20 protein-coding genes are annotated in these 21,282 nt (G+C 65.8%); 11 read left to right on the top strand and 9 right to left on the bottom strand.

Annotated features, from left to right (window positions below):
- The first annotated feature begins 131 nt into the window (after positions 1-131).
- Positions 132-884: a glutathione S-transferase family protein gene (locus tag ACQ5BL_RS16105; RefSeq protein ID WP_243807927.1), complete on the top strand. Its 753-nt coding sequence runs from the start codon at positions 132-134 to the stop codon at positions 882-884.
- Here ACQ5BL_RS16105 and ACQ5BL_RS16100 read toward each other — a convergent pair whose 3' ends face one another.
- The gene (locus ACQ5BL_RS16100) at positions 885-1,760 is read right to left on the bottom strand and encodes a LysR family transcriptional regulator (RefSeq protein WP_243807924.1); all 876 of its coding nucleotides are present in this window, start codon (positions 1,758-1,760) and stop codon (positions 885-887) included.
- A 97-nt stretch (positions 1,761-1,857) separates the two neighbouring features.
- Here ACQ5BL_RS16100 and pcaD point away from each other — a divergent pair, with 97 nt between their 5' ends.
- Positions 1,858-2,655, top strand: coding sequence for a 3-oxoadipate enol-lactonase (gene pcaD, locus ACQ5BL_RS16095; protein WP_243807922.1), 798 nt, complete (start codon positions 1,858-1,860; stop codon positions 2,653-2,655).
- Between the two features lie 43 nt (positions 2,656-2,698).
- Here the strand turns inward: pcaD and ACQ5BL_RS16090 are convergent, their stop codons facing one another.
- Together ACQ5BL_RS16090 and ACQ5BL_RS16085 are read right to left on the bottom strand one after the other, a co-directional pair.
- On the bottom strand, positions 2,699-4,228 hold the full coding sequence (locus tag ACQ5BL_RS16090) for an NCS1 family nucleobase:cation symporter-1 (protein ID WP_243807920.1): 1,530 nt from the start codon (positions 4,226-4,228) through the stop codon (positions 2,699-2,701).
- Positions 4,229-4,857: 629 nt separating this feature from the next.
- The gene (locus tag ACQ5BL_RS16085; RefSeq protein WP_243807918.1) at positions 4,858-7,035 is read right to left on the bottom strand and encodes a malate synthase G; all 2,178 of its coding nucleotides are present in this window, start codon (positions 7,033-7,035) and stop codon (positions 4,858-4,860) included.
- A 294-nt stretch (positions 7,036-7,329) separates the two neighbouring features.
- Between ACQ5BL_RS16085 and ACQ5BL_RS16080 the strand changes: the two genes are divergently transcribed.
- On the top strand, positions 7,330-7,779 hold the full coding sequence (locus ACQ5BL_RS16080) for a GNAT family N-acetyltransferase (protein WP_243807916.1): 450 nt from the start codon (positions 7,330-7,332) through the stop codon (positions 7,777-7,779).
- Between the two features lie 13 nt (positions 7,780-7,792).
- Positions 7,793-8,311 (top strand): glycine cleavage system protein R, encoded by a 519-nt coding sequence (locus ACQ5BL_RS16075; RefSeq protein WP_207888137.1) that lies wholly within the window; start codon positions 7,793-7,795, stop codon positions 8,309-8,311.
- Positions 8,312-8,969: 658 nt separating this feature from the next.
- Here the strand turns inward: ACQ5BL_RS16075 and rarD are convergent.
- From rarD to ACQ5BL_RS16045, 6 genes are all read right to left on the bottom strand, one after another.
- The gene (gene rarD / locus ACQ5BL_RS16070) at positions 8,970-9,857 is read right to left on the bottom strand and encodes an EamA family transporter RarD (RefSeq protein WP_207888138.1); all 888 of its coding nucleotides are present in this window, start codon (positions 9,855-9,857) and stop codon (positions 8,970-8,972) included.
- Positions 9,858-10,153: 296 nt separating this feature from the next.
- Positions 10,154-11,128, bottom strand: a complete 975-nt coding sequence (locus ACQ5BL_RS16065) for a serine/threonine protein kinase (protein ID WP_243807915.1) — start codon at positions 11,126-11,128, stop codon at positions 10,154-10,156.
- Between the two features lie 128 nt (positions 11,129-11,256).
- Positions 11,257-12,021, bottom strand: a complete 765-nt coding sequence (locus tag ACQ5BL_RS16060; RefSeq protein ID WP_430293189.1) for a TOBE domain-containing protein — start codon at positions 12,019-12,021, stop codon at positions 11,257-11,259.
- Positions 12,022-12,114: 93 nt separating this feature from the next.
- Entirely contained in the window at positions 12,115-12,837 is a 723-nt protein-coding gene (locus tag ACQ5BL_RS16055) for a ComF family protein (protein WP_243807914.1), read from the bottom strand.
- A gap of 24 nt (positions 12,838-12,861) precedes the next feature.
- Positions 12,862-13,155, bottom strand: coding sequence for a hypothetical protein (locus tag ACQ5BL_RS16050; RefSeq protein ID WP_207888142.1), 294 nt, complete (start codon positions 13,153-13,155; stop codon positions 12,862-12,864).
- A gap of 57 nt (positions 13,156-13,212) precedes the next feature.
- Positions 13,213-14,130: a LysR family transcriptional regulator gene (locus ACQ5BL_RS16045; protein ID WP_207888143.1), complete on the bottom strand. Its 918-nt coding sequence runs from the start codon at positions 14,128-14,130 to the stop codon at positions 13,213-13,215.
- A 130-nt stretch (positions 14,131-14,260) separates the two neighbouring features.
- Here ACQ5BL_RS16045 and ACQ5BL_RS16040 point away from each other — a divergent pair, with 130 nt between their 5' ends.
- The 7 genes from ACQ5BL_RS16040 (at position 14,261) to bioB (ending at position 21,192) form a co-directional block, all read left to right on the top strand.
- Complete coding sequence (locus ACQ5BL_RS16040) at positions 14,261-15,019, top strand: 5-oxoprolinase subunit PxpA (RefSeq protein ID WP_243807913.1); 759 nt, start codon at positions 14,261-14,263, stop codon at positions 15,017-15,019.
- A 71-nt stretch (positions 15,020-15,090) separates the two neighbouring features.
- A complete protein-coding gene (locus tag ACQ5BL_RS16035; protein ID WP_207888145.1) occupies positions 15,091-15,339 on the top strand; it encodes an acetyl-CoA carboxylase in 249 nt (82 codons plus the stop codon).
- 10 nt (positions 15,340-15,349) lie between these two features.
- Positions 15,350-16,714: an acetyl-CoA carboxylase biotin carboxylase subunit gene (locus ACQ5BL_RS16030; protein WP_243807912.1), complete on the top strand. Its 1,365-nt coding sequence runs from the start codon at positions 15,350-15,352 to the stop codon at positions 16,712-16,714.
- 1 nt (position 16,715) lies between these two features.
- Positions 16,716-17,594, top strand: coding sequence for a 5-oxoprolinase subunit B family protein (locus tag ACQ5BL_RS16025; RefSeq protein WP_207888147.1), 879 nt, complete (start codon positions 16,716-16,718; stop codon positions 17,592-17,594).
- A complete protein-coding gene (locus tag ACQ5BL_RS16020) occupies positions 17,584-18,561 on the top strand; it encodes a biotin-dependent carboxyltransferase family protein (protein WP_243807911.1) in 978 nt (325 codons plus the stop codon). The genes ACQ5BL_RS16025 and ACQ5BL_RS16020 overlap by 11 nt, the downstream gene beginning before the upstream one ends.
- 105 nt (positions 18,562-18,666) lie before the next feature.
- A complete protein-coding gene (locus ACQ5BL_RS16015; RefSeq protein ID WP_243807910.1) occupies positions 18,667-19,983 on the top strand; it encodes a purine-cytosine permease family protein in 1,317 nt (438 codons plus the stop codon).
- Between the two features lie 150 nt (positions 19,984-20,133).
- The gene (gene bioB / locus ACQ5BL_RS16010) at positions 20,134-21,192 is read left to right on the top strand and encodes a biotin synthase BioB (RefSeq protein WP_207888149.1); all 1,059 of its coding nucleotides are present in this window, start codon (positions 20,134-20,136) and stop codon (positions 21,190-21,192) included.
- Positions 21,193-21,282: the final 90 nt, after the last annotated feature.

Here is a 21,282-nt window from a genome sequence, read left to right as displayed (position 1 = left end):
CGAGAACTATTCGCAAATGATCGCAGACTGCCGCCAGCGCTGCAATCACGCCTGTCGGCTTTTGTCGGCCGATCGCCGGCAAATCGACGGCGTTCTACAATCGATCCTCTGCCTTTCACCGGATGACCGTCATGCGCGAACCCTTGTTGATCATTGGCTCCTATCTCTCGCCCTACGTGCGCAAGGCGCTGGTCATGCTTGAACTCAAGGGCGTGGACTACCGCGTCGACTCCGTCGTGCCCTTCTACGGCAACGACGAATTCGAGCGCCTGAGCCCGCTGCGCCAGGTGCCGGTGCTGGTGGATGGTGAACTGGTGCTCAACGATTCCTCGGTGATCTGCCAGTACCTGGAGGAGCGTTATCCACAGCCCGCGCTCTACCCTGCGGATATCGCCGACCGCGCCCGCGCGCGCTGGATCGAGGAGTTCGCCGACGCCCGCATGGGCCAGGTGGTGATCTGGCAGTTGTTCGACCAGTTGGTGATCGGCCGTGGCGTGTGGGGCCGCGAGCCGGACGCGGCGCTGCTGGAGAAGACCTACCAGCACGACCTGCCGGCGGTGTTCGATTACCTGGAAGCGCAGTTGCCGGAAAGCGGCTGGCTGTTCGGTGAGCTGTCCATCGCCGACATCAGCGTCGCCTGCTTCATGCGCAACGCGCAGTTCGCCCGCTACGAACTGGACACCCAGCGCTGGCCGAAGCTGGCGGCGATGCTGGAGGCAGCCTTCGCGCTGCCGGCATTCAAGAAGCTCAATCAGTTCGAGCGCGCCATCGCCCGCACGCCGATCCTCCAGCAGCGCGAGGCGCTGCTGGCCGCCGGTGCGCCGGTCAGCGCGGTCAGCCACATGCGCGAGCAGCCGGTGCGCGGGCCGATGAGCCGCAGCTGATCAGGCGTCCCGCAGGAACTGCCACAGCCGCTGCGCCACGGGGCCGTGGGTACGGTCGCGGCGGCGCGCGGCGACCAGCTCCTCGCGGCGGCCCGGCAGGTGCGCGCCGCTGAGGTTGCGCAGACGGCCGTCCGCCAGTTCCTGCTCGATCAGATGACGGGGCAGGTGGCCCCAGGCCAGGCCATGCAGCACCAGCTCCTTCTTCATCGCCTGGTCCGGCACCGTGCATTGAGGCGCGCCATCGAGGGTGAAGTAGTCCACAGGTGGCGAGTGCCGGGCGCTGTCGCGCATCACGCACTGGGTAAGCGGACGCAGGTGCTCGGGGTGGATGTCCGGGGTGTCCGGCAGAAGCACCGGCGCAATCACCGGGATGAAATCGACGTTGCCCAGGTCGATCCATTCCAGGCGCGGGTCGGCCTTGTCCACACGGTGCAGGATCAGGTCGGCCTCGTCATCCAGCAGCCGTTCCAGCGGGCCGCTGACGCTTTCGAAATACAGTTGCAGGCGTGTCTGCGGTTCCTTGGCGAAGAAGCGTGCGAGCCTTTCCAGCAGCGCCGGGCGCGGGCAGAAATCGCCGAGGACCACGCGCAATTCGCTTTCCTCTCCGGCCGCCAGGTGTGCGGCGTGGTCACGCAGGTTGCCCAGCTCGCGGAGTAGGCCCTGGGCGCGGTGGTGGAAGGATTCGCCGGCGGCGGTCAGGCCGACGCGGTAACCGCTGCGGTCGAGCAACTCGAAGCCCAGTTGCCGCTCCAGCCGGGCGACGGCGGCGAAGATCGCCGGGTGCGAACGGTGCAGTTGCTGCGCTGCGGCCTGGAAGCCGCCGGCCTCGACGACCGCAGCGAAGCATTGCAGGTCGTGCAGGGTGAAGTCGTGCATGTCAGCTTTCCTGACAAAGTCATTAAGATCTTTGTAATTTCTTCGGAATCCCCCCGCAACTAACTTCGTCTCCACATTCACTCGAGGAGACGCTCCCATGAGCTCGCTGCACTATCTGACCACCCGCGACAACGCCCGCATCGCCTACCGCCTCGATGGCGCCGCCGAGCGGCCGCTGCTGGTGCTGTCCAATTCCATCGGCACCGACCTGCACATGTGGGACGGGCAGATCGCTGCGCTGACCGAGCACTTCCGGGTGCTGCGCTACGACGCTCGCGGGCACGGCGCATCCAGCGTACCGCCGGGGCCTTATTCGCTGGCGCGGCTGGGCGAGGATGTAATCGAGCTGCTGGATTCGCTGGGTGTGCAGCGCGCGCACTTCCTCGGCCTCTCCCTCGGTGGCTTCGTGGGGCAGTGGCTGGCGCTGAATGCGCCACAGCGTATCGAGCGGCTGGTGCTGGCGAATACCTCTGCATGGCTTGGGCCGCAGGACCAGTGGGATGCGCGTATCGCCGAGGTACTGGAAGCGGAAAGCCTGCAGGGCACCACGGCGACCTTCCTCGCCAACTGGTTCCCGACCTCCTGGCTGGAGCCGCTGCGCCCGGAGGTTGAGCCGTTCCGCGCCACCCTGCTGGCGACCAATCGGCATGGCCTGGCCGGTTCCTTCGCCGCCGTGCAGGAAACCGATCTGCGCAGTGCGTTGCGGGACGTCCGCCTGCCCACGCTGGTGATCGCCGGGCAGTTCGACACCGTTACCGCCGCCAGCCACAGCGAGCTGATCGCCGAAGCGATTCCCGGCGCGCGCCTGCTCACGCTGCCGGCGGTGCACCTGTCGAACATCGAGTTTCCCCGCGAGTTCGAGGGCGCGGTGCTGGATTTCCTGCTGGCGCCCTGAACGACAAAGGCCGCCCGCAGGCGGCCTCTGTCTTGTCGGCAGATCAGTGGTGCGCCGCATCCACCGCGATGGGCTCACCGGAAATGTCCGCATAGCCGCGCTTGCGGTCGGCCAGGGCATAGTGGATCAGCGCGCCCAGGCCGGCGCCGAAGAACCAGGAGAACTGCGACAGCGCATCGAATGCCGGCACCAGCGCCAGCACGATGGCGATCAGCGCGGCCGGGATGAAGGCAGCCACGGCGCGCAGGTTAACCCCGCCCCGGTAGTGGTAGGCCGCCTCGCGGCTCTCGCTGTACAGCTCCGGCAGGTTCACCCGGCCACGGCGCACCAGGTAGTAGTCGGTGACGATGATCCCGTACAGCGGGCCGAGCAGGGCGCCCAGGCCGCCGAGGAAATACACGATCACCGCCGGGCTGTTGTACAGGTGCCAGGGCAGGATCAGCACCGCGATGGTGGCGCTGAGCAGGCCGGCGCGACGGAAGTTCAGCAGGTTCGGCGCCAGGTTGGTGAGCACGTACGCCGGGGCGACGAAGTTGGCCATGATGTTCACCGCCACGGTGACGATCAGGAAGGCCAGGCAGGCGAGCACCAAGCCCGCAGTGTTGGGAATGGCGGCGACAATCTCGGTCGGGCCCTGCACCAGCTTGCCGTCGATGCTGAACTGCGCGCCGGCGAGCACCACGGCGATCAGCGCAAAGCCCAGCATGTTCACCGGCAGCCCCCAGAAGTTGCCCACGCTGATGGTGCGGCGGTCCGGGCAGTTACGGGTGAAGTCGCAGAAGTTGAGGATCATGGTGCCGTACAGCGAGACCCACAGCGCGGCGGCGCCGAACACTTTCAGCCACATCGCCGAGCCGGTCGGCGCATTGCCGCTGGACCAGGAGATCGACAGGCCGCTGCGCCAGTACATCCAGCCCGCCAGGGAGGCGAAGGCGACCAGGATCACTGGGCCTGCGAAGGATTCGTAGCGGCGCACCATCTCCATGCCATAGGCGAAGATCACCAGCTGCACGCACCAGATGCCGAGGAAGGTGACCCAGCCCAGGGTGGAGAGGCCGAGGATCGAGTCCTGGTCGTAGGGCTTGAGGTCCGGGGCGATGGCGGTGAGCAGCACGCGCAGGACCACCGAGGCGAGGTAGGTCTGGATGCCGAACCAGGCGATGGCGATCACCGCGCGGATCAGCGCCGGCACCTGTGCGCCGTGGATGCCGAAGCTGATCCGGCACATGACCGGGTAGGGCAGGCCGGTCTTCTGGCCCATGTAGCCGGACAGGTTCATCAGGCCGTAGATCACCAGCGCGCCGAGGGCGAAGGCGGCGAGGATCTGCGCACCGCTCATGCCGAGGGCGAACAACCCGATGGCGAAGGAATAGTTGGCGATGTTGTGCACATCGTTGGTCCACAGCGCGAACAGGCTGTAGCGCCCCCAGCTGCGTCCTTCGGCCTTGGTCGGCGCGAGGTCGGCGCTGTACAGGCGCGGGCTGAGGGTTGGCGCAGCGTCGCTGGCGGGCGCCGCGCTGTCGACAGGTTGGGTGGGGGCAACGCCGGACAGATGAGAGGGGCTGGAATTCATGGGCTTCTCGGTTTTTGTGTGCACGGCTTTTTAGGTTTGTATCCAAAAGCCAAATCCGTGCCAGTGCCTGATGAGCGCTGCCCGACGCGTTGCCGGTTTCGATGGATGATCAGACGCGAGCCCTGATTTGGTGCGGTCTTCATGGCTGCCGGATTGGTCTGGAAATTGTTTTCCCAGATATATCATTGACTTATTGGTCAGGTTTTTGAGTGTGCGGTAAAAGCGTGGATGGGGATTTTGTACACAAAAATTGTGCACAAGCGTTACCTGTGAAAATTTTCGATGGTTGGAAGGCATCGCGGACGGAGTCCGCTCCTACAGGGAAACACGGCCCCGCGTAGGAGCAACTGTCTTGTCCCGGATAATCCGTGCCTGGGCCGTCCCCCTCACCCCAGCCCTCTCCCTCAGGGAGAGGGAGCTGATCGTGCCGCCTGACACCAAAGTTTCATCCTGCACCGAACGGTCCCCTCTCCCCCTGGGAGAGGGCTAGGGTGAGGGCAGGCCCGAGTACAGGTCTATCTCGTAGGAGCGGACTTCGTCCGCGATGGGGTGGGGAGTGCGGCACAGCCAATTTGTGCCCATAAAAAAACCGCCCCGAAGGGCGGTTTTTTCATCGCGGCGCGAAGTCCTTACAGGCCGTTCTTGGCCTTGAATTCGCGACGGCGACGGTGCAGGACCGGCTCGGTGTAGCCGTTGGGCTGCTTGGTGCCTTCGAGGACGAGTTCCAGCGCGGCCTGGAAGGCCACGTTGTCATCGAAGTTCGGCGCCATCGGGCGGTACAGCGGGTCGCTGGCGTTCTGCTTGTCCACCACCGCGGCCATGCGCTTGAGGCTTTCCAGAACCTGCTCCTGGGTCACCACGCCATGGCGCAGCCAGTTGGCCAGCAGCTGGGCCGAGATACGCAGGGTGGCGCGGTCTTCCATCAGGCCGACGTCGTTGATGTCCGGCACCTTGGAGCAGCCGACGCCCTGGTCGATCCAGCGAACCACGTAGCCGAGGATGCCCTGGGCGTTGTTGTCCAGCTCGTTCTTGATCTCTTCCGCGCTCCAGTTGGTGTTCTGGGCCAGCGGAATGGTCAGGATGTCGTCCACCGAAGCCGGAGCGCGCTTGGCCAGTTCGGCCTGACGGGCGTACACGTCGACCTTGTGGTAATGCAGCGCGTGCAGGGTGGCGGCGGTCGGCGACGGAACCCAGGCGGTGTTGGCGCCGGCCAGCGGGTGAGCGATCTTCTGCTCGAGCATGGCGGCCATCAGGTCGGGCATGGCCCACATGCCCTTGCCGATCTGCGCCTTGCCCTGCAGGCCGGTGGCCAGGCCGATGTCGACGTTGCTGTTCTCGTACGCGCCGATCCACTTCTCGGTCTTCATGGCGCCCTTGCGCACCATGGCGCCGGCTTCCATGGAGGTGTGGATTTCGTCACCGGTGCGGTCGAGGAAGCCGGTGTTGATGAACACCACGCGCTCGGCGGCGGCCTTGATGCAGGCCTTCAGGTTGATGGTGGTGCGGCGCTCTTCGTCCATGATGCCGACCTTCATGGTGTTGCGCGGCATGCCCAGCACGTCTTCGACGCGGCTGAAGATTTCGGCGGCGAAGGCCACTTCTTCCGGGCCGTGCATCTTCGGCTTCACCACGTACATCGAGCCGGTGCGGCTGTTCTTGCGGGTGGTGTTGCCCTTGAGGTTGTGCAGCGCGATCAGGCCGGTGAACAGGCCGTCCTGGATGCCTTCGGGGACTTCGTTGCCCTGGGCGTCGAGGATCGCCGGGTTGGTCATCAGGTGGCCAACGTTGCGCACGAACAGCAGGGAGCGGCCGTGCAGGGTGATCTCGGAACCGTCGGCCTTGGTGTAGACGCGGTCCGGGTTCATGGTGCGGGTGAAGGTGCTGCCGCCCTTGGTCACGGACTCGGCCAGGTCGCCTTTCATCAGGCCCAGCCAGTTGCGGTAGACCACGACCTTGTCGTCGGCGTCGACGGCGGCGACCGAGTCTTCGCAGTCCATGATGGTGGTCAGCGCGGACTCCATCAGCACGTCTTTCACGCCGGCGGCGTCGGTCTGGCCAACCGGGGTGGTCGGGTCGATCTGGATTTCGAAGTGCAGGCCGTTGTGCTTGAGCAGCACGGCCTTGGGCTTGGCGGCGTCGCCCTGGAAGCCGATGAACTGCGCGGCGTTCTTCAGGCCGGTTTCGCTGCCGTTCTTCAGGGTCACGACCAGCGCGCCGTTCTTCACCGTGTAGGCGGTGGCGTCGACGTGGGAGCCGGATTCCAGCGCGGCGGCTTCATCGAGGAAGGCGCGGGCGAAGGCGATCACCTTGTCGCCACGGACCTTGTTGTAGCCCTTGCCCTTCTCGGCGCCATTCTCTTCGCTGATCACGTCGGTGCCGTACAGTGCGTCGTACAGCGAGCCCCAGCGGGCGTTCGAGGCGTTCAGGGCGAAACGCGCGTTCATCACCGGCACCACCAGCTGCGGGCCGGCCATGCGGGCGATTTCTTCGTCGACATTCTGGGTGCTGGCCTGGAAGTCAGCCGCTTCCGGCAGCAGGTAACCGATTTCCTGCAGGAAGGCCTTGTAGGCGACCGCATCGTGCGGCTGACCGGCGCGGGCCTGGTGCCAGCCATCGATCTTCGCCTGGAGGTCGTCGCGCTTGGCGAGCAGGGCTTTGTTCTTGGGTGCCAGATCATTGATCACGGCTTCCACACCTGCCCAGAACTTGCCGGCGTCGACGCCGGTGCCGGGAATGGCTTCGTTGTTTACGAAGTCGAACAGGACTTTGGCGACCTGCAGGCCACCGACTTGAACGCGTTCAGTCATTGCTTGCCTCACTCTGCTCAGGACCAGCTCAGGACACAGGCAAAACGCCTTGTAGTCCGAGCCGCGGAATACTACATGATGCCATGGGAAAAATCAGTGGGCTTGCGTCGCGGTTAGACCAAAGTACGCATCTCAGTCACGTAGCAGGTAATATGTTCGCAAAGTTTCCATGGGTTGTTCCAGATAAATCTTAAAACTGTATACGAATGGCGTGCCAAGGTACCTGTGGCACCCCGTCGCAGCCAGCTCCACGTGCCCTGCCTATACTGGTTTCTCCGCCCTGGAGGATCCTGCATGTCCGTGACACTTGCCACCCCTGCCGATCTCGACGATCTGGTGCCGCTGTTCTCCGGCTACCTCGATTTCTATGAAGTGCCCGCACCGCATACGACGATCCATGGCTTTCTCCAGGCGCGCATCGAGCAAGGCCAGTCCACCGTATTCATTGCCCGCAGTCCCGATGGTTTGGCCGTGGGCTTCGTCCAGCTCTATCCGTTCTTTGCCTCGCTGACGCTGCAACCGGCCTGGCTGGTCAGCGACCTTTACGTGATGCCCGCCGCGCGCCGCGACGGTTACGGCGAAGCACTGATGAACGCCGGTCGTGCCCATGCCGAAGCGACTGGCGCCTGCGGCCTTATGCTGGAAACGGCCAAGACCAACCGCGCCGGCCAGTCGCTCTACGAGCGCCTGGGCTACCAGCGCGACGAGAAGTTCTACACCTACTGGCTGGATCTTTCCGCCTGACGGAGGCTGCCCCATGGATCACCTCGTTCTCACGGTCATCGCCCCGGATCAGCCGGGTCTGGTGGAACGCATCGCCCAGTGCATCGCCGCACACGGCGGCAACTGGCTGGAAAGCCGCATGTCGCGCATGGCCGGGCAATTCGCCGGCATCCTGCGGGTGGCGGTTCCCGCCGAAGGCTACGACGAACTGGTCGAGGGCCTGCAAGGGCTGTCGGTCCACGGCATACGCGTGCTGCTGGCGGAGAGCGGTATCGAGCCGTCGTGCAACTGGAAGCCGATCCATCTGGATCTGGTCGGCAACGATCGCCCCGGCATCGTCCGCGATATCACGCGCCTGCTCACCGAACATGGCGTCAACCTGGAGCGCCTGACCACTGAAGTCCTGCCGGCGCCGATGAGCAGCGAGCCGCTGTTCCACGCCGAGGCGCTGCTGGCGGTGCCGCTGACCCTGCCGCTGGAAACCTTGCAGGAGCGCCTGGAGGAGCTGGCGGATGACCTGATGGTGGAGTTGAATTTCCACAGCGGGGATTGATCCGCCAACCCTTCGTTTCCCATTTGTGGGTAAGTCTGTGGGCTCTCTGTGATTGGATTTGCAGAGGGTCCATGTTCATTGGGCTGCAGGCTTCATCGCTTATCCACGCGCCGCAGCGGTGCTGTGCACAGATCGCGTGGATCGCTCCGTGAGCTTTCTGTTGATAACTCTCTATGGGCCAGTGATGGCGGTGCCTGTAGGGATTTGCTCGTTTTCTGAACGGCTCCTTCGCTCCTGGCGTACCGCCGAATGAAAAAAGCGCCCTGGCCCGTGGCTGTGCACAAAACCTCTGGATGAGTCTGTGGAAAGGCCGTTGGTAGATGGCTGCAAGCCTTTGTTGGCGCGGTCTTTGTGGAGTTGTCCACGGACTGACCGGAAAGCCTCGGATGATTCACAGCATACGGGGATGAGCCTGTGGAAAAGCGCTGGGAATATCGCTGTATCCCAGGCTTTCCGTGGCTTTGCGAGGTTTGATCGAAAAATGATCGAAAGCGGTGCAGGCGAACAGCCCAGTCAGCACTGCGTCGGCAGGGCTGGGGATAAGAAGCCGAGCGAGGCGCTTATCCCCGTTTGTGCGGGATGGGGCTGTGGATAGTCTGGTGGCTGCTTGCTGCAAGCCCCGATCCGCGGGGCTTACAGCGATGCGGTCAAAAATCGATCAATTGCCGCGGGAGAGGCGATACCAGATGTCCAGGCTGTACACCACCAGCGCCAGCCAGATGCAGCCGAAGGACAGCAGGCGGGTGCTGTCCAGGTGCTCGCCGAACAGGAAGATGGCCTGCAGCAGCACCAGGGTCGGTGCCAGGTATTGCAGGAAGCCCAGCGTGGCGTAGGGCAGGTGGCGTGCGGCGGCGTTGAAGCACACCAGCGGCACCAGGGTGATCGGGCCGGCAGCGGCGAGCCAGATGGCGTCCTTGGTGGTCCAGAAATCCGCGTGCACGCTCGGGCCGTCGGCGAACAGTACGAGGTAGCCGATCGCCAGCGGCAGCAGGATCCAGGTTTCCACCACCAGCCCCGGCAGCGCAGCCACCGGCGCCTGTTTGCGGATCAGCCCGTAGAAGCCGAAGGTCAGCGCCAACGCCAGCGACACCCAGGGCAGGCTGCCCAGTTGCCAGAGCTGCTGGGCCACGCCCAGCGCGGCGAGACCCACGGCGACCCACTGCAGCGGACGCAGGCGTTCGCGCAGGATCACCAGGCCCAGCAGCACGTTGATCAGCGGGTTGATGTAGTAGCCCAGGCTGGCCTCGATCATGTGGCCGTTGTTCACCGCCCAGACATAGACCAGCCAGTTGCTGGCGATCAGCAGGCCGCTGGCGGTGAGCACGGCGATGCGCTTGGGGTTCTCGCGCAGTTCGCGCCACCAGCCGGGGTGTTTCCACACCAGCAGGAGCAGGGCGCCGAATACCGCGGACCAGATGGCGCGGTGGGTGATGATCTCCAGCGCGGGAATACGTTCGAGCAGTTTGAAGTAGATCGGGAAGAGCCCCCAGATGACATAGGCAGTCAGGCCCAGGGCATAGCCCCGGCGGGGATTGGCGGTAGCCATGGAACATCCTTGGTTAGGCAGCTAATGAGTGGCTGGCTAATTCTAGGGTGCGAGTCGGGGCTTGTCTGTGCTGCTGCGGTGGATGACGCAGGTGCGTCTTCGAATATGCGTAACGTTGGCGTTACGGTACGACTCCGGAACCTTGTAGGAGCGCCCCATGGGCGTGATCGCGGGCATGGCCCGCTCCTACGGTTAGCGGAGGCTTGAGCGTATTGCGGACGGAGTCCCCGCATATGCGTGTAGGAGCGGACTCCGTCCGCGATCCGGCCATCAGGCCGGCAAGCGAATGCCGGCGATCAGAACAACCGCAACGGCTCCTCATCCAACGCCGCCAGCTGTTCGCGCAGCACCAGCACCTGGTCGCCCCAATACCGCTCGCTGCCGAACCAGGGGAAGCTCGGCGGGAATGCCGGGTCGTCCCAGCGCCGCGCCAGCCAGGCGCTGTAGTGCATCAGACGCAGGGCGCGCAGGCCTTCGATCAGCGGCAGCTCGCGCGGGTCGAAGTCATGGAACTCCTGGTAGCCGTCGACCAGTTCCGAGAGCTGCCCGAGGCGCTCCTGGCGCTCGCCGGCCAGCATCATCCACAGGTCCTGCACGGCGGGGCCCATGCGGCAGTCGTCGAGGTCCACGACGTGGAAGGTCTCGTCGCGGCACAGCAGGTTGCCGGGGTGGCAATCGCCGTGCATGCGGATGGGCGTGTAGCTCACCCGCGCGTACAGTTCGTCGATCTTCTTCAACAGGTCGCGGGCCACTGACTCGTAGGCCGGCAGCAGGCTTTTCGGAATGAAGTTGCCTTCCAGCAGGGTCGCCAGGGACTCATGGCCGAAGTTCTGCGGCGTCAGCGCTTCGCGGTGCTCGAACGGACGGTTCGCGCCCACGGCGTGCAGGCGGCCGAGCAACTGGCCCAGGCGATAGAGCTGGTCGAGATTGCCCGGCTCCGGTGCGCGGCCGCCACGGCGGGGGAACAGGGTAAAGCGGAAGCCGGCGTGCTCGAACAGGGTCCTGCCCTCGTGGACCAGCGGCGCCACCACGGGCACTTCGCATTCGGCCAGCTCGGCGGAGTAGGCGTGTTCTTCGAGGATCGCCTCGTTGGTCCAGCGGCCCGGGCGGTAGAACTTGGCGATCAGCGGTTCGCTGTCTTCGATGCCGACCTGGTAGACGCGGTTCTCGTAGCTGTTGAGCGCGAGCACGCGGGCGTCACTCAGGAAGCCGATGCTTTCCACCGCATCCAGAACCAGGTCGGGAGTGAGGTCGGAGAAGGGATGAGACATGGCGACGATCCGGGCAGTGTACAGGCCGCCTAGTGTACCCCCGCGAGCGGTTTGCCTCAGCGCCTGTTTCCGCGGGCCCGGCATCGGCTTCTGCCGGGCCTGCAGTGCGGCCGATGGGGCTGGGAAAGCTAGAGCGGCGTGCCGAGGATCACCTGGGCCGGGGAGAACTGCGCGCGGACCTGGGCGCCAGGCTTCAGGCGCAGGATCTCGATGCGTTCCGGATCGGTCAGGGCGCAGAGCATCTGCCCGCTGGGCAACTGGATGCGCACTTCGCTGGGACCGTCGTCGGCCTCACGGATGTCGTCGATGTGGCCTTTCAGCGCGTTCAGTCCGTCCGGGCAGGGAATGTGCGGCAGGTCGACGTACAGCCAGCCGGCCTTCATCAGCGCGACCACCGGCTGGCCGTCGCGCAGCTCCAGCTTCTCGGTGCTTTCGCGGGTGACTCGCGCCTGGATGCGCGAGCCGCCGGGCAGCTCGACGCACACCAGGTCATTGAGCCCGGCAGGTTCGATGGCGCAGATGTGCCCGTGCAACTGATTGCGGGCGCTGGTGCGCATCATCAGGCGGCCGATCAGTTCCAGGTCGGCCTGGTGCTCGACGTTCTCGACGATGTGCTCGCGCAGGGCTTCCAGGCGCTGGTAGAGCGCCAGCAGGCGTTCGCCGTCGGCGGTCAGGCGTGCGCCGCCGCCGCCCTTGCCGCCGACGCTGCGTTCCACCAGCGGGCGGTCGGAGAGGTTGTTCAGTTCGTCGATGGCGTCCCAGGCGGTCTTGTAGCTCATCCCGGCGGCCTTGGCGGCGTGGGTGATCGAGCCGAGCTGGGCGATCTGCGCGAGCAGGGCGATGCGTTGCGGGCGGCGGGTGACGTGCTGGGTCAGCAGGCTGAGGGTGGTCATGGTTTCGCGAGTGCTTATTGGTATGCGGCGAGGCTCCTTCGCTCGCCGGCAAAAGGCAAGGGAAAATTGCCCGGAATGTCGACGAGCGGTCGTCTATTCCGGGGCCGGCGTGCGCGCCAGGCAGTAGACGTCGACCCGCCTCGCGCCGGCCTTGTGCAGCTCGCGGGCGATGAACTGGGCGGTGGCGCCGGTGGTCAGCACGTCGTCCACCAGGGCCAGGTGTTGGCCTTCGATCCGCGCGCCATCGGTCACGGCGAAGGCCCGGCGCAGGTTGCGTTTGCGCGTGGCGGCGTCCAGGCCCTGCTGCGCCGGAGTGTCCTGGATACGCCGCAGCGTCCGGTCATCCACAGGCAGGCCCAGCGGTTCGGCCAGCCAGGCGGCCAACAGGGCGGCCTGGTTGAAGCCGCGCTGGCGCTCGCGTTGGCGCGACAGCGGCACGGGCAGCAGGCGGTCCGGGCGCGGCAATCCCTCGTCGAAGGCGTGCGCGAGGTGACGCGCCAGCAACTGCGCGAGCAGCCGTCCGAAGGGGGCGTTGGCCTGGTGCTTGAAGCGGGTGATCAGGGCGTCGACGGGGAAGCCGTAGCGCAGCGGCGTTTCGACTCGCTGGAAAGCCGGCGTGCGACGCAGGCATTGCCCGCAGGTGAGGCCGGCGACCGGCAGCGGCAGGGCGCAGATCGTGCAGTGCCCGGCGAGCCATGGCAGGTCGTCATCGCAGCCGGAGCAGAGCGGCAGGGCAGGGTGCTCTGCCAATCCGCCGCACAACAGGCACTGCACACGAGGGCGCCACCACACCGGGCGCCATTGAGCCAAGCGCATTCCACCCCTCCATGGGGGCGGGTATCAGTGGATCAGCCAGCTCAGGACCAGCAGCCCCAGCACCGTCCAGATCAGCCCGCCGAAGATCGAGCGCCGCAGGAAGGCGCGGATGCCACTGTAGAGCAGCAACAGGCCGAGGAAGAGCAGGACGAAGCTGAAGATCGAGACGTCGATTCCGACGGCGCGTGCCAGACCGTGGAAGAAATCGTCCATGGCGCGCCACAGGCCGCCGAGCAGTCCCGACAAGAGGTCGACGATGAAACGGATGGCCTTGCCGACCATCTGGCCGAGGCTGTCGAAGAATCCTTCTGTTCCCATCTGGGTAATGACTCCTGAATGTCCTGATGGATTGGAGCGTTGGAGTACGCGCCGGGTTCAGCGGCGTGTACTGCTCAGTTGCGGGGCGAGGAAAGACTGCCGGAAGTATTCGCGGAACGCCTTCATGGCCTGTGTCATTCCGCGCTCACGGTGCCAGGCCAGGCCCACGCTCATCGAGGGGACCGGGTCGACCAGGCTCAGGGTTTCGATGCGTTTGCCTTCCAGCGACCAGGGGCGGTAGACCAGGTCCGAGAGAATAGCCACGCCGGAGCCGTTGGCGACCATGCTGCGCACCGCTTCCACCGAACTGGTGCGCAGGATCACGCGAGGCTCCTGTCCGCTGGCCTGCCAGTAGCGCATCGACGACTCCCCCGCCTCATCGACCGTGAGCATGATGTAGGGCTCGTCGGCGACATCCGCCAGCGCCACCGCCGGGCGCTCGGCCAACGGATGACGAACCGGCAGCCAGAGCCGGCGGGTGGAGCTGAACAGCGTTTCCGAGGCGACCTGCGGCTCGGTCAGGTTGCCGGTCAGCACCACGGCCATGTCGTAGCGGCCATCGAGCAGCCCCTGCTCGATGTCCACCCGCTCCTGCTCGTGCAGGTGCAGGCGCAGGTCCGGGTACCACTGGGCCAGGCGCTGCAGGTGGTGCGGCAGGAAGTAGCCCATCACAGTGTAGCTGGCGGCGAGGTTCAGGCTGCCGTTGAGCTGGGTGTCGGGCAGCGGGCTGTTCAGGGCGTCATCCACGCTGCGCAGGATCGAATAGGCGTGGTTGAGGAAGTGCCGGCCGTTGTCGGTCAGCGTCATGCCCTGGGCTGTGCGGGTGAACAGCGCGGCGCCGAGCAGGCTTTCCAGTTCCTGGATCGCACTGGTGACCGCCGACTGCGAAATGTGCAGGTTCACCGCCGCCTGGGAAATCTGCCCGACCTCCGCGGTGGCGACGAAATAGCGCACCTGGCGCAGGGTGAAAGCCATGGGAATCGCTCCGACAGGTATCGATTTTTCAGAATCAAGTCTATCGGATAATAAATCTACCCAATACCGGCGTCGCGACTTAACGTCACCTCACTGACCTTGCGCATTCCAATACAGAGGCCACGCGGTGATGAAAACAGTCGATCTCAATTCCGACATGGGGGAAGGCTTCGGTCCCTGGACCATTGGCGATGGCGTGGACGCGGCGATCATGCCGCTGATCAGCAGCGCCAACATCGCCACGGGTTTTCACGCCGGTGACCCGAACATCATGCGTCGCACCGTCGAACTGGCCCTCGAACACGGCGTCGGCATCGGCGCCCATCCCGGTTTCCGCGACCTGGTTGGCTTCGGTCGCCGGCACATCAACGCGCCCGCCGTCGAACTGATCAACGACATGCTCTACCAGCTCGGCGCCCTGCGTGAATTCGCCCGCCTGTACGGTACGCGGCTGCAGCACATCAAGCCCCACGGCGCGCTGTACATGCACCTGGCGCGCGACGAGCAGGCGGCCCACGCATTCGTCGAAACGCTGCAGCGCATCGACCCCGAGCTGCTGTTGTTCTGCATGCCCGGCTCGGCCACCTGGCGCGCCGCCCAGAAGCTGGGCCAGCCGACGGTGCGCGAGTTCTATGCCGATCGCGACTACGACAACAGCGGCTCCATCGTCTTCATCCGCCGGGTGACCGCACTCGATCCGCAGGCGGTCGCGGCCAAGGTGCTGCGGGCCTGTCAGGAGGGGCGCGTACGCACGGTGGAGGGCGACGACATCGAGATTGCCTTCGACTCGGTCTGCATCCACAGCGACACGCCCGGCGCGCTGGCGCTGGTCCAGGCCACCCGCACAGCCCTGCTGGGCGCGGGCATCGCCATCAAGGCGCCGCGCTGAGCGCTCCCCGCGTCGCGGGAACACTTCTTACTGCATCTGCCATCCATACATTCGAACAATGAGGAACAGTCATGGCCGAACATAACGTGCAGTCGCCCTTGCCGGGCACTTTCTACCGCAAGCCGACGCCGGATGCCCCGGTCTACGCCGAGGTCGGCCAGCGGGTCGAGCCCGGCAGCGTGATCGGGCTGGTCGAGGTGATGAAGCAGTTCTCCGAAGTCCACGCCGAATGCGCCGGCACGCTGCAGGCCTTCCTGGTGGAGGACGGCGACCCGATCGAGCCGGGACAGGAACTGGCGACCATCCGCGTCGACGCTTGAGGACCGGGCCATGCTGAAGAAACTGCTGATCGCCAACCGTGGCGAGATCGCCGTGCGCATCATCCGCGCCGCCCGGGCCCTGGGGATTCCCACGGTCGCCGTGTGCAGCGAGGCCGATGCCGATTCGCTGGCCGCGCGCCAGGCCGACGAGGTCCGGATCATCGGGCCGGCCCGTGCCGACCGCAGCTACCTGAATGCCGAGGCCTTGTTGCTGGCCGCGCGGGAAACCGGTGCGGACTCGATCCATCCCGGCTACGGCTTCCTCTCCGAGAATGCCGATTTCGCCCAGGCGGTGGTGGCGGCCGGGCTGGTCTTCGTCGGCCCCGATGCGCAGACCATTCGCCGCATGGGCGACAAGGCCGAGGCACGGCGTACCGCCATGGCCGCCGGGGTGCCGGTGGTGCCGGGTTCGCCCGGCGAGCTGGACGATATCGACGCGGCGCTGCGTTGTGCCGGGGACGTTGGTTATCCACTGCTGATCAAGGCCTCCGCCGGCGGCGGCGGACGCGGCATCCGCATCGCCCATGATGCCGACGAGCTTCGCCGCGAGTTCCCCATCGCCCAGCGCGAAGCCCTGGCGGCCTTCGGCTCCGGCGCGGTGTACCTGGAGCGCTTCATCCGCCAGGCGCGGCACATCGAGGTGCAGATTCTCGGTGACGGCGAGCGCGCGGTGCATCTGTTCGAGCGCGAGTGTTCGCTGCAGCGGCGCCGGCAGAAAGTCTTCGAGGAGGCGCCTTCCGCCGCCCTGAACGACAGCCAGCGCGCGGCGCTTTGCGCCAGCGCGGTACGCCTGGCCCAGAGCCTGGGCTATCGCGGAGCGGGTACGCTGGAGTACCTGTTCGATGCGCACAGCGGCGAGTTCTTCTTCATCGAGATGAACACCCGCATCCAGGTCGAGCACCCGGTCAGCGAAATGATCACCGGCATCGACCTGGTCCAGGCCATGCTGCGCATCGCCGGTGGCGAGCCGCTGGCGCTGCGCCAGGACGACATCCGCCTGAACGGCGCTGCGCTGGAAATGCGCATCAACGCCGAAGACCCGGCGCGCAACTTCTTCCCCTGTCCCGGCGTGGTGGAGAGCCTGGGCTGGCCACAGGGCGAGGGCGTTCGGGTGGACAGCCACCTGTACCCCGGTTATCGCGTGCCGCCTTACTACGACTCGCTGCTGGCGAAGATCATCGTCCACGGCCGCGACCGCGCAGAAGCCTTCGAGCGCGCCCGGCGTGCGCTGGAGCACACCGAGCTGACCGGCATGGCGACCACCCTGCTGCTGCACCGCTGGCTGCTGGCTGATGCGCGCGTGCAGGCGGCGCAGTTCGATACCGGTACCCTGGAAATCTGGCTGGCCGAGCGCTCGGCCGCGGCGGAGGTGTGACATGCACGAGCAGATTCGCTACAGCTTCGGCGGCGACGAGCACCTGTTCGCCGAGGTCGCCGAGTCCATGTCGCTGGAGGCGTTCTTCCGCGGCATGGCCGTCACCCGGGCGATCGAGCAGCAGGCGATCCCCGGTGTGCTCGATGTGTGCCTGGCCAACGCTTCGTTCCAGGTGCGCTTCAATCCGGACCTGATCGCCCCGCAGGCGCTGCTCGAACGGGTGCGCGAGCTGGAATCGCAGGCCACCACCGAACGCCGTATCCAGACCCGGATCATCGAGATCCCGGTGCTGTACAACGACCCCTGGACCCACGAGACCCTGATGCGTTTCCGCGATCGTCACCAGGACCCGGACTCCACCGACCTGGAGTACGCCGCGCGGGTCAACGGCTACCAGGACGCCCAGGCCTTCATCGAGGCCCACAGCGGCACGCCGTGGTTCGTCTCCATGGTCGGCTTCGTCGCCGGCCTGCCGTTCATGTACCAGATGGTCGAGCGCGAACGGCAACTGCAGGTGCCCAAGTACCTGCGTCCGCGCACCGACACGCCGAAACTGACCCTCGGTCATGGCGGCTGCTTCGGCTGCATCTATTCCGTGCGCGGCGCCGGCGGCTACCAGATGTTCGGCGTCACCCCGGCGCCGATCTACGACCCGCAGCAGAGCCTGGGCTACCTGAAGGACTCCATGGTGTTCTTCCGTGCCGGCGACATCGTGCAATTCAAACCCATCGACCGTGCCGAATACGACCAGGCGTTGGCGGAGGTGGAAGCCGGCAGCTTCGATCTGCGCATCCGTCCGGTCGAGTTCGACCTCGACGCCTTCCTCAACGACCCGCAAGGCTGCAAGCAGCGCCTGCAGGAGGTGCTCCATGTCGCTTAAGGTGCTCAAACCCGGCCTCGCCACCTCGGTCCAGGACGGCGGCCGCGAGGGTTATTACCACCTGGGTATTCCGCCCTCCGGTGCGCTTGACCAGTACGCGCTGCGCGCCGCCAACCTGCTGGTGGGCAATCCGGCTGCCGCGGCGGTGCTCGAATGCACACTGCTCGGCCCGCAGCTGGAATTCCAGCGCGATGCCCTGGTGGCCGTCTGCGGCGCCGCCATGACGCCGCGCATCGAGGGTGCCGAGATGCCGCTGGACACCGCCTTCCGGGTGCGTGCCGGGCAGGTGCTGGGCTTCGACTTCATCAAGGCCGGGGCGCGTGGCTACATCGCCATCGACGGCGGCATCGATGTGCCCGACGTGCTGGGCAGCCGTTCCACCTATGGCCTGGGCGCCATCGGCGGGCTGCACGGCCGGCGCCTGCAGGCCGGCGACGAGCTGCCTCTGGGGGCGCCTCACGGGCATGGGCAGGAAGGCCTGGCCTTGCCGCGCTCGCTGCAGATCGACGTAGGTGGCGAGGTCAGCCTGCGGGTGGTGCCCGGCCTCTATCACCACCGCCTGACGGCCCGGGCCGCCGAACAGTTCTTCGCCGACACCTGGACCGTCGGCTCCGAGGCGGACCGCACCGGCTACCGCTTCAAGGGCGGCACGCCGCTGGCCTTCGAGCCGCGCGAGCAGCCGTTCGGCGCCGGTTCCGACCCGTCGAACATCGTCGATGCCTGCTACCCGATCGGCTCGATCCAGGTCCCCGGCGGGCTGGAGCCGATCATCCTGCACCGCGACGCGGTGTCCGGCGGCGGCTACGCCACCATCGGCACGGTGATCAGTCCGGACCTCAACCGCATGGCGCAGATGCAGCCCAACCAGAAAGCCCGTTTCGTCGCCATCACCCTGGAGGAAGCCCTGGCGGCGCGGCGCCGATACAACCAGCAACTGGAAAACCTGAACCGCTTCTTTCTTGCCTAGCCAATAACAACGCCGCGGCGGCGCGATTTCCGGTGGCACCTTCCAGGGCGCCGCCGCGGCTTCCTGCTGCCGTTCGCCAAGCCCTCATCTTGCGGAGAAACCAAGATGGCAAGTCTGTCGCAGCATCCCGAAGTCGATCCTTCCGCTTCCTCTGTTCCCAGCCATGCCCGGATGGGCCGGCTTTCCCTGAGCATGGCCTGGTGGGCCGTGTGCAGCGCCATGTTCTACATCGTCGTGGGCGCCTCGCTGGCGCTGGCCTACGGCGCACGCAACGCGATCCTTGGCATGTTGCTGTCGGTGGCATGCTACGGCCTGATCAACGCCGTGATCAGCCGCTACGCCATTCGCACCGGACTTTCCGTTGCGCTGTTCTCGCGCGTTCTGTTCGGCAGCGCGGGCGCGTCCCTGGCGACCCTGATCTTCTTCTCCACGGCGATCTACTACGCGGTGTTCGAAGGCTCGGTGATCGCCGTGGCGCTCAACCACCTCTATCCCGGCGTGTCCTATTCGCTGGCGGCGCTGCTGGTGGTGCTCTATAGCGTGCCGTTGATCTTTGGCGGCGTGCAGCATTGGCTGGACCGCTTCAATGGCGTGCTGCTGCCGTTCTACCTGTTCGGCCTGCTGGCGGCGGTGGCGCTGTCCATCTCCGCGTACGGCTACCAGCCGCAGTGGCTGGATTTCGGCCCGGCGAATCCGCCGACCGGCGGCTGGTGGGATTGCTTCACGGCCTACATGGGCGTCTGGGTGCTGATGATGTTCACCTTCGACTACGCCCGCTTCGGCAAGCCGGAAGACGCCGCCTGGCACGGGCGCTGGAACTTCGGCATGCCCTTCTACCTGGTGACCTTCCTGCTCAACGGCATGGCCGGCATCTACCTGGCCAGCAGCATTCCGCAGGAGGGCGTGCTGAGCGAGGTCACCGTGGTCCTGGCGATCCTCAAGCTGATGGGGATCTGGGGGCTGCTGTTCGTCTGGGTGACGCAGACCCGGATCAACACCGCCAACTACTACCTGGCGACGGTGAACATGCAGGCGTTCTTCGCCGAGGTGTTCCGCCTGCGCGCTTCCAGCCTGGTCTGGGCGGTGGTGGTCGGCGCGGTGGTCTATGCGCTGATGCTGGCGGACGTTTTCGCCTGGCTGCTCAAGGCGCTGGCCTGGCAGGGCGTGTTCGTGGTGGCCTGGGTCGGCGTGGCGCTGGCGCACATCCTCGGCAGGGCGCCGCTGCCTGCGGGGGAGCCGGCGCGGCTGAACCCGCTGGGGCTGGCCGCCTGGTTCTGCGGTGCACTGCTGGGCTTCGGGTTGATGGAGGCGGGCGGTAGCCTGCAGTCGTTCTCCGCACCGCTGACCTTCCTGGTCTCGGCCGGGGTCTACGCCGGGCTGCGCCGCCGCCGCATGACTCAGCCGAGCGTTGCATCGGGGTGATTATTTATTGATCACTTGTCAACCTGTGTCGAGAGAGTGGTTGACAGCGTCACAGGTCCACATATGATGCCTTGAGCCTGATTCCCCCGGTGGCGCGCCGCCGGGGCACCTTAGACAAGAGGCGCCCCCAAGCGTCGAAGGACTTTGCCGATGAGTGCCACCGCAGCCCAAGTAACCCGCCACGACTGGACTCTTGCCGAAGTCCGTGCCCTGTTCGAACAGCCCTTCAACGACCTGCTGTTCCAGGCGCAGACCGTGCACCGCGCGCACTTCGACCCGAATCGCGTGCAGGTTTCCACGCTGCTGTCGATCAAGACCGGCGCCTGCCCGGAAGACTGCAAATATTGCCCGCAGTCCGGCCACTACAACACCGGCCTGGACAAGGAAAAGCTGATGGAAGTGCAGAAGGTGCTGGAGGCCGCGGCGGAAGCCAAGGCCATCGGCTCCACCCGCTTCTGCATGGGGGCTGCGTGGAAGCACCCGTCGGCCAAGGACATGCCCTACGTGCTGGAAATGGTGAAGGGCGTGAAGAAGCTCGGCCTGGAAACCTGCATGACCCTCGGTCGCCTGGACCAGGAGCAGACCAAGGCCCTCGCCGAAGCGGGCCTGGACTACTACAACCACAACCTCGATACCTCGCCGGAGTTCTACGGCAACATCATCACCACCCGCACCTACGGCGAGCGCCTGCAGACCCTGGCCTACGTGCGCGAGGCGGGGATGAAGATCTGCTCCGGCGGCATCCTCGGCATGGGCGAGTCGGTGGACGACCGCGCCGGCCTGCTGATCCAGCTGGCCAACCTGCCCGAGCACCCGGAATCGGTGCCGATCAACATGCTGGTGAAGGTCAAGGGCACTCCGCTGGCCGAGGAGAAGGACGTCGATCCGTTCGACTTCATCCGCACCCTGGCCGTCGCCCGCATCCTCATGCCGAAATCCCACGTGCGCCTGTCCGCCGGCCGCGAGCAGATGAACGAGCAGATGCAGGCCCTGGCCTTCATGGCCGGCGCCAACTCGATCTTCTACGGCGAGAAGCTGCTGACCACCAAGAACCCGCAGGCCGAGAAGGACATGCAGCTGTTCGCGCGCCTGGGCATCAAGCCCGAAGAGCGCGAGGAGCACGCCGACGAAGTGCACCAGGCCGCCATCGAGCAGGCGCTGGTGGAACAACGCGACTCCCAGCTGTTCTACAACGCGGCTTCGGCCTGATCTGCTTTTCTATGTAGGAGCGAGGGGGACGCCTAGTCCTTGCTCGCGAACAGTCTTCCCGAATACTTCGGTGCTGGGCGGTTCGCGAGC

It is taken from the genome of Pseudomonas sp. B1-22 (genome assembly GCF_050474425.1).
Taxonomy (GTDB): Bacteria; Pseudomonadota; Gammaproteobacteria; order Pseudomonadales; family Pseudomonadaceae; genus Pseudomonas.
Note: the sequence above shows the minus strand (reverse complement) of the source record. Positions and strands in the feature narration are given on the sequence as shown.